The sequence below is a fragment of the Luteimonas suaedae genome, from assembly GCF_008312895.1.
GTDB classification, from domain to species: Bacteria; Pseudomonadota; Gammaproteobacteria; order Xanthomonadales; family Xanthomonadaceae; genus Luteimonas; species Luteimonas suaedae.
Map to the genome: position 1 here is coordinate 201667 of NZ_VSSP01000006.1, position 15959 is coordinate 217625.

Consider the following 15959-nt stretch of genomic DNA (forward strand, 5'->3'; position numbering starts at 1 on the left):
GGCTGCGGGCCGGACAACGTGCACACATGGAGGTGGCGATGACATTGCGGACGATCGTGCTGCTGGCGTGCCTGTGGCCGCTGGCATCGGCGGCCGGCGCAGCGGAGCCGCCGCCAATGATGCTGGCCTCGACGTACGAGGCCGGTATCGACGTCTCCGACTACCGGGTCAGCGAAAAACTCGACGGCGTGCGTGGCCGCTGGGACGGGCGCGCCCTCTGGACCCGGGGCGGGCATCGCATCGATGCCCCGGCCTGGTTCACCACCGGCTGGCCGGTCGAGCCGATGGACGGCGAGCTGTGGATCGGGCGCGGCCGCTTCGGGGAAGTGAGTGGTATCGTGCGCGCCGGCCGCGCGGACGACGCGGCCTGGCGGCAGGTGTGCTTCATGGTGTTCGACCTGCCCGACCGCGGCGGGACGTTCGACGAGCGGGTGCTGCGGATGCGGACGTTGTTGGCCGACACGGGCATTCCCTGGCTGCGGTCCGTCGCGCAGGCGCGGCTGGACGATGCCGCGCAGCTGGAGGCACGGCTGCGTGTGGTGGTGGCCGGCGGTGGCGAGGGGCTGATGCTGCATCGGCGCGACGCGCGCTACCGCGTCGGGCGTAGCGACGACCTGCTCAAGCTCAAGCCGTTCGACGACGCCGAGGCGCGCGTGATCGGGTACACCGCCGGCAAGGGCAAGTACGCCGGCATGGTCGGTGCGCTGGTGGTGGAACGCGCAGATGGGGTGCGCTTTCGTCTCGGCAGCGGCCTCAGCGACGTGCAGCGCGCGGCGCCGCCGCCGATCGGCAGCCATGTCACCTATCGCTACAACGGCCTGACCGCGAACGGCGTGCCGCGCTTCGCGCGGTTCCTGCGCCAGCGCCACGAGATGCCGCCGCCGGATCCGGAATAGCCGCGCGTCCCGGCAGCCTTGGACGGGAGACCCATTCGGTTGACCGGAGGAGCGGGAGTGATGCCGTGCGTCGTGGCTATGCGCGCGGATTGGCCGCGCGGGTATCGCGCGCATGGCGCGCTCCTACGACAAAGCTCGCGACGGTTGCGGCCGAGGTTATCGCGACGGTCCGGCACCTGGCTGCGTCTCGCCAGGGCGGGTGCCACAACGGACCGCCACCGCGGTTCCGCGCTGTGCGCCTATCCAGCGTCCGTTGAGCTCGGCCGCTTGAGTGCCCGGTAGCGTTCCAGTGCGTCCTCCAGGTCCGCGCCCAGATGCGCGCGCTCGTCCCGCTGCTGCTCCAGGATCGTCTCCTGGCGCAGCAGGTCGGCGTGCTGTTGCCGGATGCTGTCCGCCAGCGCCTTGCGCACCGGCTTGGCCTGCAGTTCCAGTTCCGCCGCCTGCCGCAGCAGCGTGAGCAGGCTCTGGCGCAGGTTGGCCATACTCATCTGCGAGGTCTTCACCGACGCCTCGACCAGGGCGATGCGCTCGCCGTAGGCGCGGCGCAAGTCGGCCTCGGTGTCGTACGACTCCACCATGGCCAGGTCACGGCGGCGGCGGGCGGCTTCGACTTCGGCCTCGGCGGCAACCACTCTGGCCGCCAGCCGGGCCGCAGCCCGCTCTTCTTCGCTCAATGCACGGTCGACCTGGTCGCGGCGCAGGCCGGTCTTGGCGCTGATTTCGGTGCGTGCGCTGTCCACCGCCGATGCCGGCAGCGCGTCGCCGCAGATCTTGCGGCCGTCCTCTTCCCAGCAGTACAGGCGCCTGCTGGCATCGCCCCGCTGCGCCTGGGCAGCGGCGGGTGCCAGCAGCACGGCCAGGCAGGCGATGTGGACGATCGTTTTCATCAATCTCCCGTCCCCCCGGTCGGTCGAATGCACGGTGGTCAGTCGCAGCCGTAGCGTGCGCGATAGTCGCGCAGCCGGCCGTGCTCGGATGACAGTGTCGCGTTTTCGGCGGCGAACGCAAGCAGATCGCCGAGGGTTGCGACCGCGATCACCGGAATCCCGTGCTGCTCGGCCACCGCGCGCGCGGCGGAACGGCGCGGCAGGGCGGATTCGTCCACCACCTCCTGGCGATCGAGCGCGATCACGATGCCGGCCGCCTGCCCGCCGCCGTCGGCGATCAGCCGCAGCGCCTCGCGGATCGCGGTGCCGGCGGTGATCACGTCGTCGACCACCAGCACCCGCCGCCCGGCAAGCGGCGCGCCGATCAGGGCGCCACCTTCGCCGTGGGCCTTGGCCTCCTTGCGGTTGAACGCGAGCGGCAGGTCGCGGCCGCGGCGGGCATAGGCGCAGGCAAGCGCCGTGGCTAGAGGAATGCCCTTGTAGGCCGGGCCGAACAGCAGATCGAACTCGACTCCCGCGGCGTCGACGGCCTCGGCGTAGCAGTCGGCCAGCCCGGCCAGCGCCACACCGGAATCGAAGCGCCCGGCATTGAAGAAGTAAGGGCTGATGCGCCCGGACTTGAGCGTGAACTCGCCAAAGCGCAGCGCCTCGGCCGCGACGGCCAGTTGCAGGAAGCGGGTACGGTGATCGGTCATGGCGGCCATTCTCCCATGCCCAGACGTCGGACCAGCAGGTGTTGCGGGCCGGCGTCGCCGCCGGCGTGCAGTTCGCCGGTATCGATGAAACCGGCGCTGCGATAGGCGCCCAGTGCGGCGCAGTTGCCGACGTGCACGTTCAGTGCGAGCAGGCGGCGCGCCGGCCGTCGCCGTTCGAGGTCCGCGCAGCAGGCGGCGACCGCAAGGGTGCCGAATCCACGACCCTGCACGCCGCGGTCGAGCACCAACGAGCGCAGGCTGACGGTCGCCCGGCCCAGCCATCGCCGCGCCACGATGGTCTGCGCATAGTCGAGCCGGTAGAAACCAATGAGCTCGTCGCCGCACAGGATCGCCATCGCGTCGCAGCGGGGCGCGGCCACGGCGAGCGTGACGTTGCACGCCACGTCGCCGACGTAGCCCTGTTGCCCCGGTGCCAGCCGCAATCGTCGTGCGGCCCCGGCCAGCGCGGGGGCCAGCCGGGTGACGCGGACGTCGGACGGGAGTGCCATGGCCGATCATAGAGCGTGTCGTGCGTCTTGAAGCGCTTCCCGTCCGTCCGGGCCGCTGCGGGCCTCGCTTCGCAGCGGCCCGGGTGCCGGACGAGACGCGCCACGGGACAGGGCCCGCCCGGCACCGTGTCGGCCGCGGCCGCGAATCCGGTAGGCTTGGCGGCGGATCCCCGGACGTCATCGCATGAGAATCGTCAGCTTCAACGCCAACGGCCTGCGCTCGGCCGCCAGCAAGGGCTTCTTCGACTGGTTCGCCGCACAGGACGCCGACGTGCTGTGCGTGCAGGAGACCAAGGCGCAGGAACACCAGCTTTCCGGCGAGGCGTTCCGCCCGCGCGGCTACAACGTGGTGTTCCGCGACGCGACCACCAAGAAGGGCTACAGCGGCGTGGCGATCTACAGCCGGCGCAAGCCGGACGAGATCCTGCCGGCGCTGGGCTGGGCGCCGTTCGACGACGAGGGCCGCTACCTGGAGGCGCGCTTCGGCAACCTGAGCGTGGTCTCGTTCTATATCCCCTCGGGCTCGTCGGGCGAGCTGCGGCAGGGCTTCAAGTTCCAGGTGATGGACTGGCTCAAGCCGATCCTCGACCAGTGGCTGGCCAGCGGCCGCGACTACGTGCTGTGCGGCGACTGGAACATCGTGCGCGCCCGCAACGACATCAAGAACTGGACCGGCAACCAGAAGAACTCCGGCTGCCTGCCGCCCGAGCGCGCCTGGCTCAACGGTATGATCGCCGACGCCTGCGGCGACGGCTCGCCGCAGCCGGCGCACGGCTGGATCGACAGCTTCCGCGCGCTCAAACCCGAGGCGGTGGAATACACCTGGTGGAGCCAGCGCGGCGCCGCGCGTGCCAACAACGTCGGGTGGCGCCTGGACTACCAGTTGGTCACGCCATCGCTGCGCGAGCGCCTGGTCGACTGCTCGATCCTGCGCGAGCCGCGCTTCTCCGACCACGCGCCGTACGTCGTGGACTATCGCGAATGACCAACGGCGGCAGCGAGCGCATTCCGACGAATACAGGTCTGCGCGAGCGTCGGCCCCCGGCAGCGGGCCCGCGCCCTGCCTAGCGCGTAGCGTCGGTCTGCGCCGCGCGGCGAACGTCCTGTTCGGCGATCGACGCATCGACGAGGCCGGCCTTCATCATCCATGCGAACAGTGCCACGCCCGGCAGCGCGAGCACTGTGGTTAGCAGGTAGAAGTTGACGAAGCCCATCTGCTCGATAAGGCCACCAGCGGTGGTGCCGGTGACGAAACGGCCGACAATCGACGCCGCCGCCGATAGCAGCGCAAACTGGGTTGCGGTGAACGACAGATTGCAAAGCGCCGAAAGGTAGGCCACGACGACCACGCCGCCGACGCCGCTGGCAAAATTCTCGAAGCCCATGGTGAACGCGAGCAGGGCATTGCTGTGGCCTACTTGCGCGAGCACCGCGAACGACAGGTTCGACACCGCCATCAGCACCAGGCTGAGGAATACCGATCGCTTCAGGCCGATGCGCGCATACAGGATGCCGCCGACGAAGATGCCGATCAGCATCGTCGCGAAGCCTACGCCGACGTCGTACGTGGCGATCTCGGTGTTGCTGAATCCGAGGTCGTTGAGAAGCAGGCGGAATGTCAGGTTGGCCAGCGTGTCGCCGATCTTGTGCAGCAACACGAACAACAGCACCAGCATCGCGCCATCGCGCCGGAAGAACTCGCCCAGCGGCCCGGCGACGGCAGCCCATGCGGCGGCCAGTCCGCGGTGTGGCGTAGGTTCGCGATGCCGTTCCGGCTCGCCCAGCCAGAAACCCACGAATACCGCCGGCAGCACGAACGCGGCGCAGATGAGGTAGGCCGCGCTCCAACCCAGCGGCGCAGCGACCAGCAATGCCAGCGCGCCAGCGCCGACCGCGCCCAGGCGCCAGCCGTACTGCGACATGCCAGAACCTACGCCCAGCTGCTGCGGCTTCAGCAGCTCGATGCGGTAGGCGTCGATGACGACATCGAAGGTGGCGCCGGCCACGCCCAGCGCGACTGCCGCGAATGCGACCCGCGTGAGGTCGGCCTTCGGATCGAGCAGGCCCAAGTGGATGGTCGCCGCCGCGACCAATGCCGCCGACAACCACAGCCACGAGCGCCGCTGGCCGAAGCGACCCAGCAGCGGCAGGTGCATCCGATCCACCAGCGGGGCCCACAAGAACTTGATGTTGTAGACCAGGAACGCCAGCGCAAACGCGGTCACGCTCTTCTTGTCGATGCCATCCTGCGCCAGCCGCGTGGTCAGCGTGGCGCCGATCATCGCATAGGGAAATCCGGAGGAGATCCCCAGCAACAGGGCTCCCAGCGGCGCGCGTTCGAGATAGGGCCTGATCCAGGCGATTGGATCGCCGCTGTGCGCCGCAGGTGGGGGAGTCGTCATGCAGCTATGCTAACCGAGCCGCCCGAGACTGCGGCGTCCGAAAAGCGCGGGCGGCATCCATGGCTCCATGGCCGCGCGATGCGCTCGTAGCAGAACACGCCTTGATAATGTTATCGGCGGGAACGGCGTTGAGCGCCTCGCCTTGCCGGCAGTCCCGTCCCGGCCAGCCAGCCGGACTGGTTAGACTCGGTGGCCGCAGTCGCAGCGTCGAGCCACTCCGTTCAGCATGACTTTCCCCAGCGAGGCGACCGTGCCCCCAATCTTGCCGTGGTTCGCCACACTGTGGCAGCGTATCTACAAGCCGGTCCGCGACACCGGCGCGGCCGCGGGGGAGCGGCGGGAGCAGCAGGCATGACCGACATCGTGCTCAAGGACGTCGACGAGGTGCTCGCCGACCGCATCCGCCGGGTGGCCGAGCGCCATGGCTGGGAGATGGAGCGGGCGCTGCTGCACCTGCTCGAGCAGGGGCTGAACCTGTACGAGGGCGACGGTGCGCTCAGCTTCGACAACACCGAGTCCGACGCGCTGCAGGCGGCGCTGGAAGCGCTGAAGTCGGTGCCGGACGACCCGGGATATGCGCTGATCGGGCGGGCCGGGTCGCAGTCCGGAACGCCGGAGCGGGAATAACGCGCCGCGACGCCCTGGCACTTCGTAGGAGCGCGCCATGCGCGCGATGCCGCGGGCGTCTCCGGTCTCGGTTATCAGCGGTCCCGCCGCAAGCCGGAAAGCAGACCGGAGGACCAAGATCCACGGGCGGTGAAGCACCCGCGGCATCGCGCGCATGGCGCGCTCCTACGGTGGTTGCCGGACATGCGTCAGCGATGCGCTCGCGATTGATCAGGCGCCTCCCGTTTGTGCGGCATCGTCGCGCTCACTGCCAGCGAATGGGCGGGCGTCATGCGGCGCCGGTGGATGATGGGGTAGGCTGCCGGCAACGCATCCGGAACCCGAGACCATGGCCGAAACCGAACTGCGCATCGCGCTGTTGATCGATGCCGACAATGCACCGGCCGCCAGGATCGAGCCGATCCTGACCGAGCTGGCGCGGCACGGCGTGGCCAACGTGCGCCGCGCCTACGGCAACTGGAAGAACCCGCACCTCAAGGGCTGGGAAGAGACGCTGCACGCCTACGCGATCCGCCCGATCCAGCAGTTCGCCTACACCAGCGGCAAGAACGCTTCCGACATGGCGATGGTGATCGATGCCATGGACCTGCTGTACGCGCGCACCCTGGACGGGTTCGCGATCGTCTCCAGCGACGCCGACTTCACCCCGCTGGTGATGCGCCTGCGCAACGAGAACATGCGCGTGTTCGGCTTCGGCGAGGAGAAGACCCCGCTGCCTTTCGTCAAGGCCTGCTCGACCTTCCTGTACCTGGAGAAGCTGGGCGCGGCGGCGGACGAGGACAAGTCGCCGGCGGTCCGGCCCAAGCGCAGCGCCGACCTGCGCGGCGACGCCACCCTGGTGCACCTGCTGCGCAACGCGGTCAGCGCCACCGCGAACGACGACGGCTGGTCGCACCTGGGCGTCGTTGGCAGCCACATCCGCAACCAGACCTCGTTCGACGAACGCAACTACGGGTATCGCAACCTGAGTGCGTTGATCGAGGCCACCGGCCTGTTCGAGCTGCGCCGCGAGGGCCAGATGGTGGAGATTCGCGAGCGGCCGAAGCCGAAATCGCGCACGCGCAAGAAGGCGGCGAAATAGCACCCGGCGCCGCGCCGCCGGGCGGCACAGCATGCTTCGTGTGACGGCCGTCATGGCAGGTAGATGCCACTGTCCCGCAGCGGCTGCGGCGAGCAGATGCGCGTAGACTGCCCTATGGGCGGATGCGCGATGTACCGCCCGGACAGGGGGAACCGCAGCCATGACACCGCAGCCGGTCGCGTTGAGTCCGGCGCTGGTCGTCGAGGACGATCAGGCGGCAGGTCGGCGCATGCGTGGCCTGCTGGCCGACCTAGCGGGGAGCGACGCCCGCATCGACGTGGCGCCGGACCTGGCCGCGGCGCGCGCGCTGCTCACCGGGAACGGGTACCCGCTGGCGCTGGTCGACGTCCAGCTGCCCGACGGCAACGGCATCGACCTCATCCGCTGGATCGGCAGGCATGCCCCGCAGACCACGGCGGTGATCGTGTCGGCCTGGGCCGCGGAGGATACGATCCTGGCCGCGATCCGTGCCGGCGCCATTGGCTACCTGCTCAAGAGCAGCGACGACGAAGAGCTGCGCATGTCGCTGCGCAGCCTGCAGCGGGGAGGCGCCCCGATCGATCCGATGATCGCTCGGCGCATTCTCGAGGTGCTGTCCGCCGGCGACGCCTCCTCCGGCGCCGGCACGCAGCCGCCCACGGAGGCGCCGCTCTCCGGCCGCGAATCCGAGATCCTGCACCTGGTCGCCCGCGGCCTGAGCAATCGCGAGATCGCCGAACTGCTGGGCCTGTCGCGGCTGACCGTCGAGGGGCACACTAAAAGCATCTACCGCAAGCTGGCGGTGGGCTCGCGCACCGCGGCCGTGTTCGAGGCGCGCGCCATGGGCCTGCTGAACTGATGCGCACGCCCTGGCAGTGGTGGGCCTGGCTGTTGTGCCTGCAGATGCTGGCCTGCGGGAACGTGCCCGCGGGCACGCCGGCCGCGCCGCCGGCGACGCGCACGCTGCTGCATGCCGAAGCCGCCCGCGGCGGCTGGAACGACGAGGCGCCTCCCGCGCACGGTTGGGTGCCGGTGGAACTGATGGACGTCTGGACCGGGCGCTGGCCCGACCACGACGGCGTGGTCTGGTACCGCGTCCGCTGGCGCCAGGACGATGCGACGCGGCCGGCGGGCCTGCTCGTCAACTATCTGTGCATGGCCGGTGCGGTGTACGTGAACGGCAGCCTGGTTGCGCGCGACCGGCAACTGGTGGAACCGCTGTCGCGCGCGTGGGTGGCGCCGAAGTACTTCTTGCTGTCGCCGCCGCTGCTGCGCGAGGGCGAGAACACGTTGCTGGTACGGGTCTCGGGGCTGGCGGCATACCAGCCGGGTTTCGGCACAGTCACGGTGGGCGAACCGGCGGCGGTGCGGGCGGAATTCGAGCGCGAGCATTTCCGTCGCTTCGACATCAAGCTGGTCAACCTGGCGATGGCGGCGGTGCTGGGGGCGCTCTTCCTGCTGATCTGGCTGCTGCGTCGGCAGGACAGCGTGTTCGGCTGGTTCGCGCTGACCGAACTGAGCGGCTCGCTGTACGGCGCGAACTTCCTGGTGTCGGGTCCGTGGCCGTTCCCGACCACCGACGGCTGGCAGGCGTTCATCGCGGCGATGTACGTGTGCACCGGCGCCTGCTACGCGATGTTCCTGCTTCGCTACAGCGAACGCCGGTTCCCGCGGCTGGAACGCGCGATGGGCGCGACCTGTGCCGCGGCGCTGCTCGCCGCACTGCTGGCGCCGGGCTGGATGGGGCCGGGGCGGACGCCCTGGATCATGGCCGGCGCGCTGTTCTTCTACGCCGCGATCGGCTTTTTCCTGGTCCGGGCCTGGCGCCTGCGGCGCGTCGACACCACGGTGCTGGCGTTGTGCGTCGTGGCCCCGGTGCTGGTCTCGTTCCACGACTTCGCGCTGTTCATGGGTTGGGTGCGCGGCGACACCTACCTGCTCGGGCTGACCTCGGTGTTCACCCTGGCCGGGATCGGTTTCGTGCTCGCCCATCGCTTCGTCGGCGCGATGCGGCGGGTCGAAGGTTTCAACGCCGAACTGGAAGGCAAGGTCCGGCAGGCCACCGGCGAGCTGGCCGAGTCGCTCAACCGTCAGCACGCGCTGGAGTTGGCCCACGGCCGTGCCGGCGAGCGCCTGCAACTGGTGCGCGACCTGCACGACGGCTTCGGCGGCACCCTGGTGGGCACGATCGCGCGGCTGCAACAGGCGCCGGCGGACATGCCGCGCGAGGCCGTGGTCGACCTGCTGCGCGAAATGCGCGACGACCTGCGCCTGGTGATCGATAGCACCGCACGCGAGCACGACGACCTGGCGGCGCTGATCGCGCCGCTGCGCCACCGCAACACCCGCCTGCTGGAGGCGGCCGACATCGACGCGCGCTGGCGCCTGCATGGACTGGACGGGGTGGAGCTCGGCAGCGCCCGCAGCCTCGACCTGTTGCGGTTGTTGCAGGAAGCGCTGACCAACGCGTTCCGGCACAGCCGTGCCCGCGGGGTGGACGTAACGGTCGAATGCGATGGCGGGCGGATCCGGCTGGAGGTGCGCGACGACGGCGCCGGCCTGGGATCCGCCGGTCCCGCTGCCGCGGAAGGGGGCGCCGGACTGGCCAGCATGCGGCAGCGTGCGATGCGCCTGGGTGGGCGGTTGCGGATCGATTCCGACCGCGACGGCACCACGGTGGGGCTGGAGTTTCCGCTCGCGGCCTGAGCGGCCGGATACCCGGTTTCGGGGATGTGCGGATGGCGACCGGCATCGCAGACTCCTGGCTTCGCCGCCGGGGACGGTCGATGCCGCGGCGCGCGCCGCCGCAAGGCCCTGGCGGCATTCCTCCAGCCAGGGAGTTGCCTCATGTCCGACCCGATCCGTTCCTGCCGCCCGCTCGCGCTCGCCGCCGCCCTGGCGTTGGCGGCGGCCGCCCCCACGCCGGCGTTGGCCGGCGCGACCTGCCAGTTGCTGGATCCGGCCGAGAACGGGATCGGCGACGGCGGGGCCGACGCGGGCGATGACGTGGCCGGCCAGGTCAACGCAATCGCCTGCGGGCGCGGCAGCCAGGCGGGCACCGCCGCCGCGGCGTTCGGTGGCAATGCCCAGGCGACAGGCTCCGGAGCGGTCGCGATCGGCTTTCAGGCGCAGGCGGGTGGGGGGGTGTTCGCGCTCGCGGCGGGCGCCCATGCCAACGCCTCCGGTAACTGGGCAATGGCACTGGGCGGCTCAGCCGGTGCCCACAACTCTGGGGCCACCGCGGTCGGCGGGTTCAGCGCCGCGCACGGGCTGTACGGCACCGCCGTTGGCTATTATGCGCGGTCGGAGGGCCACAACAGCGTCGCGCTGGGTGGATTCCTGGGCGATACACGGACCCAACACACAATCGGGCGCTACACCCGCACCTCCGCGGACCAGGCCAGCGCGCTCGGCTCGGCAGCCTTCGGCGGCGGCTACCGGGCCACCGCGCTGGGCACGGCCAGCCAGGCGCGCGGCGCGGGCAGCGTGGCGCTGGGCGCGTATTCGGCGGCGGACGAGGCGGACGTGGTGTCCGTGGGCCATGGTGCCGACGACCTGGACTTCCTGGGCAACGCCTACGGCAGCGAACTGAAGCGACGGATGGTCCACCTGGCCGACGGCATTGCCGCCAGCGACGCGGCGACGGTGGGCCAGCTGGGCGCCTTCGCCGCCGCGCTGGGCGGTGGCGCCGGCTTCGGCGGCGGGATGTTCACCGCGCCGAGCTACGACGTCCAGGGAACGACCTACGGCGACGTCGGGTCCGCGTTCGCCGCGGTCGATACCCGCCTGTCCGGCCTGCAGGGCCAGATCGATGCCATCGAATTCACGCCCGGGCCGCAAGGGCCCGAGGGTCCTGAAGGTCCGCAGGGCCCGGGTGGCTCTCAAGGACCGGAAGGTCCCCAGGGCCCGGGAGGCTCTCAAGGACCGGAAGGTCCGCAAGGCCCCCAGGGACCGTCCGGTCCCGGGAGCGAACTGTCCGCCGAGTACGACGATGCCGGGCGCGGGGTCATGACGCTGGCGGGCGGGCAGGGCACGCGCGTGGCCAACCTCGCCGATGCGGTGGCCGCCGGCGATGCCGTCAACAAGGGACAGATGGAGGCTGGCGACACCGCCGCATTGCAGTCCGCGCAGGCCTACGCCCGCTCCACTGCAGCCGGCGCGCTGCAGTCCGCCAATGTCCATACCGACACCCAGGTGGCGATGCTCAACGACCGGTTCGACTCCCTGGCCGACGACGTCGATGCGCGCCTGCACGGCTTCGACCGGCGTCTGGACCGGGTCGGCGCAATGGGCGGTGCGATGTCGGCCGCGGCGATGAACACCGCCGGGCTGCCGGGCCGCAACCGTCTCGGCGTGGGCGTGGGCTCGCAGGGCGGTGAGGCCGCATTCGCGATGGGCTACCAGCGGCTGGTCGGGCCGCGGATGAGCGTTTCGCTCTCGGCCGGCTTCGCCGGCAGCGAGAGCAACGTCGCGGCGGGCGCCGGTTTCAGCTGGTAGGCGCCGTGGCGCGGCTACCCGTTTTCGGGGATGGCCGGGAGAAACGCCGCCATGAATACTGCGTCGTGTCGCCGCTGCCTTCGACGGTGGAAAGCGACGCGGCTCAATCAGAAGGAAACTGACAAATGGATACGCAGGTTCCATGCAACAACAGCGAAGCCGCTCCGGAAACGACGAGCTCGAGTCTGGAGCCAACCCTGATAGGCGTCGCCTGGCGTGACGTCTTCCACCTCGGCGCCGGTGTCGATGCCATCACCGGCAACACGATTTCCGTCGGCGCTCTCGAGCCGTTCCGGACGATTCCGGGCAGATCGCAGGTGAGCACCGAAACGATAGAAACCATCCTCGATTTCGCGTCGATGCGGAAAAGGCTGGAAATCGCCACCAAGGGCGACTACAACATCGGTGCGGTGGCGATCGACGAATCGACGCGGTACCTGACGGAAATTCGCCAAAGCGCATTGGAGATCACCTATGTCGTGGAGTACGTCGTCGTGGATGCCGCTTACGATGAGGCTCCCGAAACAGGCTACAGGCTGACCGAGGACGCGCAGCGGTTGATGCGCGATCCGGCGCGTTTTCGTGCCGCGTATGGCGACTACTTCGTCGCATCACGGGAAACCGGCTCCTCGTTCCGGGCGGTGTACGCGCTCAAGGCCCGGTCCGAGGCGAACCTGAAGCAATTCGAGAGCAGTGCCGGCGTCTCGGCAGAGGGGCTTTTCTCGAAAGCGGGCAGCACCCATTTCGAGAGCGAGGCGAATGCGCTCGACATCGAGGTCACCTCGTCGGTACACATGCTGGGTGTGTCCGACATTGCCGACCAGCCGGTCGTCTCCAGTCCCCAGGACGTGCCAGGGGCGCTGCGGTGGTTCAAGGCGCATCGTGCGAGCGTGCCGCAACTGGCGAAACTGGTGCACTACAGCGCCCTGCAGCCCGGCTATCCGCGTTCGGTGGACATCGGTCCTTCCGTCTTCGTCGAACTGCGCAATCTGTACTCGTTGCTTTGGGATATCCGTGGACTGTACGGCTCATTGCCGAAGTACTACGCGGAGTTCTATTCGGATGCCTTCAACGAATTCGACTCCAGTGTCGTGGCGAAGCACGCGATATTGCCGAAGGACCGGCAGGAACGCGCCGCTCTTCGCGGACAAGGCGACGCACTGTTCTCGCAGCTGATGGCAGTGCGTTCGCGGCAACGCTTCCACGGCCAGGTACTTCAGGCGCGCAATAGCGAGCCGGGACAGGGAATCAAGACCGAGGAGTCCCGTACCGACAACCATTGGGCCTATGGCGCCCTGGCTTCGCCGGACCCCGACAACATCCATGTCTTCAGCGCCGCGAACCGTTACGCCGAAGGAGAGCATGTCGGTTGGCGCGCGAAGACGATGGAATTCGCGGCCGACCCACGCTTCCTGGTGGTCGGGTGGCAGGTGCAGGCCAACTGGACCGACGGCTCCGACGGTTATTGGCAGCAGGCGAGCACGACCAACCTGCTGCAGCACTATGCTGCCGTCGCCGTCCACAGCCGATACCACAGGGGGCTGGACTGGACGGTGACGTTCTACTACGTCGATGCCGAACCGTACGGCCACTTCTGAACCTCACGGAGGCGAAGGACGGCTACTGCAACCTCCGCGCATCGATTGGCTGCAGTTCTTTGCGGGAGTGGCTGCGGCATGCCGCAGCTGGGAAGTCGCGACACGAATGCCGGATATCGGCACGAATGCCGATCAGTACAAATCCACCGGATCGACATCCAGCGACCAGCGCGTGCGGCGTGCCTCGGGCAACGCATGGATCGCCGGCAGCGCCCGATCCAGGGCGACGTGCAGGTCGCGTCGCTGTCGCGCCGACAGCGGCAGCTGCGCGCGGTACAGCCCGGCGCGGCGCGCCATCGGCGCTGGCAGCGGGCCGTGCAGGACCAGGCCCTCGCCGTCGTCGCGCGCGCGGGTGGCGGCGGCCTCGGCCAGGATCGCCTTCGCCCGCTGCAAGAACGCCATCGGCGGATCGGCCTGCTTGGCCTCGGCCCGCAGCAGCGCCATGTGCGCGAACGGCGGGAACCCGGCCGCGGCGCGCTGCTCCAGTTCGCTGTCGACGAAGGCGTGATAGCCGCCGTGGATCAGTGTCTGCAACAACGGGTGGTCGGGATGATGGGTCTGCAGCAGCACCTCGCCGGCGCGCTCGGCGCGGCCGGCGCGGCCGGCGACCTGGATCAGCAGTTGCGCGAGCTTCTCGGCGGCACGGAAATCGGCCGAGAACAGCCCCTCGTCGATGCCGACCACCGCCACCAGGGTGAGGCCGGGCAGGTCGTGGCCCTTGGCCAGCATCTGCGTGCCGACCAGGATGCCGGGGCGGTCGCCGAGCGTGTCGAAGTGCTTCTGCAGCGCATCACGGCCGCGGGTGCTGCCACGGTCGATGCGCAGCACCGGCACCCGCGCGCCGAAGCGCTGCGCCAGGGCCTCCTCCAGCCGCTCGGTGCCCACGCCCTGCGGCTGCAGCCCGAGCCCGGCGCAGTCGGGACAGGCGGGCGGCGCCGCCTGGCGATGGCCGCAGTGGTGGCACTGCAGGCGCCGGCCGCCGCCGTGCACGGTCATTGGTGCGTCACAGCGCCGGCACTGCGCGCTCCAGCCGCAGTCGTGGCACAGCAGCACCGGGGCGTAGCCGCGGCGGTTGCGGAACACCAGCACCTGGCCGCCGGCAGCCAGCGCGGCATCGATCGCCTCCAGCAGTTCGTGCGACAGGCCGTTGTCGAGCGTGCGCTTGCGCAGGTCGAGCACCCGCACCGGCGGCGGCTTGGCCTCGCCGGCGCGGCGCGACAGCCGCAGGTGCGCGTAGCGTCCGGCGCGGGCGTTGTGCAGGGTCTCCAGCGACGGCGTGGCGCTGCCCAGCAACACCGGCACGTCCAGTGCCTTGGCGCGCACCAGGGCGAAGTCGCGCGCGTGGTAGCGGATTCCGTCCTGCTGCTTGTAGCTGCCGTCGTGCTCCTCGTCGATCACGATCAGGCCGGCATCGGGCAGCGGCGTGAACACCGCCGAGCGGGTGCCGACGATCACCCGCGCCTCGCCGCGCCAGGCCGCGGTCCAGACGCGCGCGCGTTCGTTGTCGTTGAGCCCGGAATGCAGCGCGTGCACCGGCACGCCGAGGCGGGCGCGGAAGCGCGACAGGGTCTGTGGGGTCAGGCCGATCTCCGGCACCAGCACCAGTGCCTGCCTGCCGCGCGCCAGGCAGTCGGCGATCGCGTGCAGGTACACCTCGGTCTTGCCGCTGCCGGTGACGCCGTCGAGCAGCGTCGGGGCGAAGCCCTCGCCGGCGGCGAGGGCGGTGATCGCCTGCGCCTGTTCGTCGTTCGGGGCGGGGCCGGGCTGCGGCGTCGGCGCCAGCTGCGAGGCCGGCACTGCGATGCGCTCGGCCAGGCCGCGCGCGGCCAGGGTGCGCGCCGCGCCGCGCCAGTCGTCGAGCAGGTCGTCCAGCGCTTCCTCGTCGCGCACGGCGACCTGCAGCAGGTCGGCGAACCGCCGCGGCCGGCCCTGGCGCATGCCCGCGTGCGCGGTGGCGCCCGCCTCGGTCAGGCGCCAGGCCCAAGCGTGGGTGTCGGGCAGCGGTTCGCCCCGCCGCAGCGCTGCCGGCAACGCGGTGGCGAGCACCTCGCCGAGCGGCGCGTGGCTGTAGCGTGCCAGCCAGTGCAGGGAGTCGAACAGCTCGCCGCGGAACAGCGGTTCAGGGTCGAGGCGCGCGTGCAGCTCGCGCAGCTCGGGTGCGGTGCCGTCGGCCGGACCGACGTCGGCCACCACGCCGACCAGTTCGCGCGGTCCGAAGGGCACCCGCACGCGACGGCCGACGTCATCATTGCTCGGTGGGTCCGTGGCCGGCGCGCGATAGTCGAACAGGCGCGGCAATGGCAGTGGCAGGGCGACGCGTAGAACGGCGTCGCTGGCGGTGGAGTCAGCAGGCATCGCGGCAGTCTAGGGCCTGCCAACGCCATGGGCACGCGACCCACGGCCCACAGCGTTCACCGGCTCGGGATTTTTTGCGCGGCGCCGCCGCAGAGGCGCCCGTCGCGCTCGCAAGGTTGCGTGCGAATGCTGCAAGCGGATCCATGTTTCGCTCGCAAGCTACGGTGGTGAAAGAAGATTTGCCGTTATCCACACACACTGTGGATAAGCCTGTGCATGGCAGTGCCGGAAGCAGCCTTGCGGCCATCACGTATCGCGTTAAGGGGAGGTTGGCTAAAAAAACGCCAATCGAAGATAACGCATGGGATTCAGCCACTTAGCCGTGAAACAGTTCGGAAACATGGCGAGTCATCAATGTGCAGGTCCTGTCTATGACGGCCCGGTGACCGCTGTGCACAACCATTTCCGTGCCGAATCCCGGTGATGCCTTTTT

General features: G+C 69.9%; 13 protein-coding genes. 8 read left to right on the forward strand and 5 right to left on the reverse strand.

Translation table 11 applies throughout. The features are described from left to right. Positions 1-38 precede the first annotated feature (38 nt). Entirely contained in the window at positions 39-896 is an 858-nt protein-coding gene (locus tag FXO19_RS11435; RefSeq protein WP_149195224.1) for a DNA ligase, read from the forward strand. Positions 897-1135: 239 nt separating this feature from the next. On the opposite strand, the gene FXO19_RS11440 is transcribed toward FXO19_RS11435, so the two are convergent. From FXO19_RS11440 to FXO19_RS11450, 3 genes are read right to left on the reverse strand one after another with little or no spacing between them, the layout of a single operon-like run. Continuing rightward, positions 1136-1783, reverse strand: a complete 648-nt coding sequence (locus tag FXO19_RS11440; RefSeq protein WP_149195225.1) for a hypothetical protein — start codon at positions 1781-1783, stop codon at positions 1136-1138. Positions 1784-1821: 38 nt separating this feature from the next. After that, positions 1822-2478, reverse strand: coding sequence for an orotate phosphoribosyltransferase (gene pyrE, locus FXO19_RS11445; protein WP_149195226.1), 657 nt, complete (start codon positions 2476-2478; stop codon positions 1822-1824). Next, the gene (locus tag FXO19_RS11450) at positions 2475-2987 is read right to left on the reverse strand and encodes a GNAT family N-acetyltransferase (RefSeq protein ID WP_149195227.1); all 513 of its coding nucleotides are present in this window, start codon (positions 2985-2987) and stop codon (positions 2475-2477) included. The genes pyrE and FXO19_RS11450 overlap by 4 nt, the downstream gene beginning before the upstream one ends. A 184-nt stretch (positions 2988-3171) precedes the next feature. On the opposite strand from FXO19_RS11450, the gene FXO19_RS11455 reads away from it, so the two are divergent. Beyond that, positions 3172-3972 carry an exodeoxyribonuclease III gene (locus FXO19_RS11455; RefSeq protein WP_149195228.1) on the forward strand — a complete coding sequence of 267 codons (801 nt, stop codon included), beginning with the start codon at positions 3172-3174 and terminating at the stop codon, positions 3970-3972. 79 nt (positions 3973-4051) lie between these two features. Here the strand turns inward: FXO19_RS11455 and FXO19_RS11460 are convergent, their stop codons facing one another. After that, entirely contained in the window at positions 4052-5389 is a 1338-nt protein-coding gene (locus FXO19_RS11460) for an AmpG family muropeptide MFS transporter (RefSeq protein WP_149195229.1), read from the reverse strand. A gap of 351 nt (positions 5390-5740) precedes the next feature. Between FXO19_RS11460 and FXO19_RS11465 the strand changes: the two genes are divergently transcribed. From FXO19_RS11465 to FXO19_RS11490, 6 genes are all read left to right on the forward strand, one after another. After that, entirely contained in the window at positions 5741-6016 is a 276-nt protein-coding gene (locus FXO19_RS11465) for a hypothetical protein (protein WP_149195230.1), read from the forward strand. A gap of 328 nt (positions 6017-6344) precedes the next feature. Continuing rightward, positions 6345-7097 (forward strand): NYN domain-containing protein, encoded by a 753-nt coding sequence (locus FXO19_RS11470; RefSeq protein ID WP_149195231.1) that lies wholly within the window; start codon positions 6345-6347, stop codon positions 7095-7097. Between the two features lie 160 nt (positions 7098-7257). Further along, positions 7258-7935: a response regulator transcription factor gene (locus FXO19_RS11475; RefSeq protein ID WP_149195232.1), complete on the forward strand. Its 678-nt coding sequence runs from the start codon at positions 7258-7260 to the stop codon at positions 7933-7935. Then, positions 7935-9782, forward strand: coding sequence for a sensor histidine kinase (locus FXO19_RS11480; RefSeq protein WP_149195233.1), 1848 nt, complete (start codon positions 7935-7937; stop codon positions 9780-9782). The genes FXO19_RS11475 and FXO19_RS11480 overlap by 1 nt, the downstream gene beginning before the upstream one ends. A 141-nt stretch (positions 9783-9923) precedes the next feature. Continuing rightward, on the forward strand, positions 9924-11573 hold the full coding sequence (locus FXO19_RS11485; RefSeq protein WP_187775748.1) for a YadA-like family protein: 1650 nt from the start codon (positions 9924-9926) through the stop codon (positions 11571-11573). A 125-nt stretch (positions 11574-11698) separates the two neighbouring features. Continuing rightward, positions 11699-13171: a hypothetical protein gene (locus tag FXO19_RS11490; RefSeq protein WP_149195235.1), complete on the forward strand. Its 1473-nt coding sequence runs from the start codon at positions 11699-11701 to the stop codon at positions 13169-13171. Positions 13172-13303: 132 nt separating this feature from the next. Here the strand turns inward: FXO19_RS11490 and FXO19_RS11495 are convergent, their stop codons facing one another. Beyond that, positions 13304-15526: a primosomal protein N' gene (locus FXO19_RS11495; RefSeq protein ID WP_149195236.1), complete on the reverse strand. Its 2223-nt coding sequence runs from the start codon at positions 15524-15526 to the stop codon at positions 13304-13306. Positions 15527-15959: the final 433 nt, after the last annotated feature.

What these genes read in the sequence shown, in the direction of transcription:
- FXO19_RS11435 (WP_149195224.1), top strand. Translation starts at nt 39, where the DNA reads ATGACATTGCGGACGATCGTGCTGCTGGCGTGCCTGTGGCCGCTGGCA.
- FXO19_RS11440 (WP_149195225.1), bottom strand. Translation starts at nt 1,783, where the DNA reads ATGAAAACGATCGTCCACATCGCCTGCCTGGCCGTGCTGCTGGCACCC.
- pyrE (WP_149195226.1), bottom strand. Translation starts at nt 2,478, where the DNA reads ATGACCGATCACCGTACCCGCTTCCTGCAACTGGCCGTCGCGGCCGAG.
- FXO19_RS11450 (WP_149195227.1), bottom strand. Translation starts at nt 2,987, where the DNA reads ATGGCACTCCCGTCCGACGTCCGCGTCACCCGGCTGGCCCCCGCGCTG.
- FXO19_RS11455 (WP_149195228.1), top strand. Translation starts at nt 3,172, where the DNA reads ATGAGAATCGTCAGCTTCAACGCCAACGGCCTGCGCTCGGCCGCCAGC.
- FXO19_RS11460 (WP_149195229.1), bottom strand. Translation starts at nt 5,389, where the DNA reads ATGACGACTCCCCCACCTGCGGCGCACAGCGGCGATCCAATCGCCTGG.
- FXO19_RS11465 (WP_149195230.1), top strand. Translation starts at nt 5,741, where the DNA reads ATGACCGACATCGTGCTCAAGGACGTCGACGAGGTGCTCGCCGACCGC.
- FXO19_RS11470 (WP_149195231.1), top strand. Translation starts at nt 6,345, where the DNA reads ATGGCCGAAACCGAACTGCGCATCGCGCTGTTGATCGATGCCGACAAT.
- FXO19_RS11475 (WP_149195232.1), top strand. Translation starts at nt 7,258, where the DNA reads ATGACACCGCAGCCGGTCGCGTTGAGTCCGGCGCTGGTCGTCGAGGAC.
- FXO19_RS11480 (WP_149195233.1), top strand. Translation starts at nt 7,935, where the DNA reads ATGCGCACGCCCTGGCAGTGGTGGGCCTGGCTGTTGTGCCTGCAGATG.
- FXO19_RS11485 (WP_187775748.1), top strand. Translation starts at nt 9,924, where the DNA reads ATGTCCGACCCGATCCGTTCCTGCCGCCCGCTCGCGCTCGCCGCCGCC.
- FXO19_RS11490 (WP_149195235.1), top strand. Translation starts at nt 11,699, where the DNA reads ATGGATACGCAGGTTCCATGCAACAACAGCGAAGCCGCTCCGGAAACG.
- FXO19_RS11495 (WP_149195236.1), bottom strand. Translation starts at nt 15,526, where the DNA reads ATGCCTGCTGACTCCACCGCCAGCGACGCCGTTCTACGCGTCGCCCTG.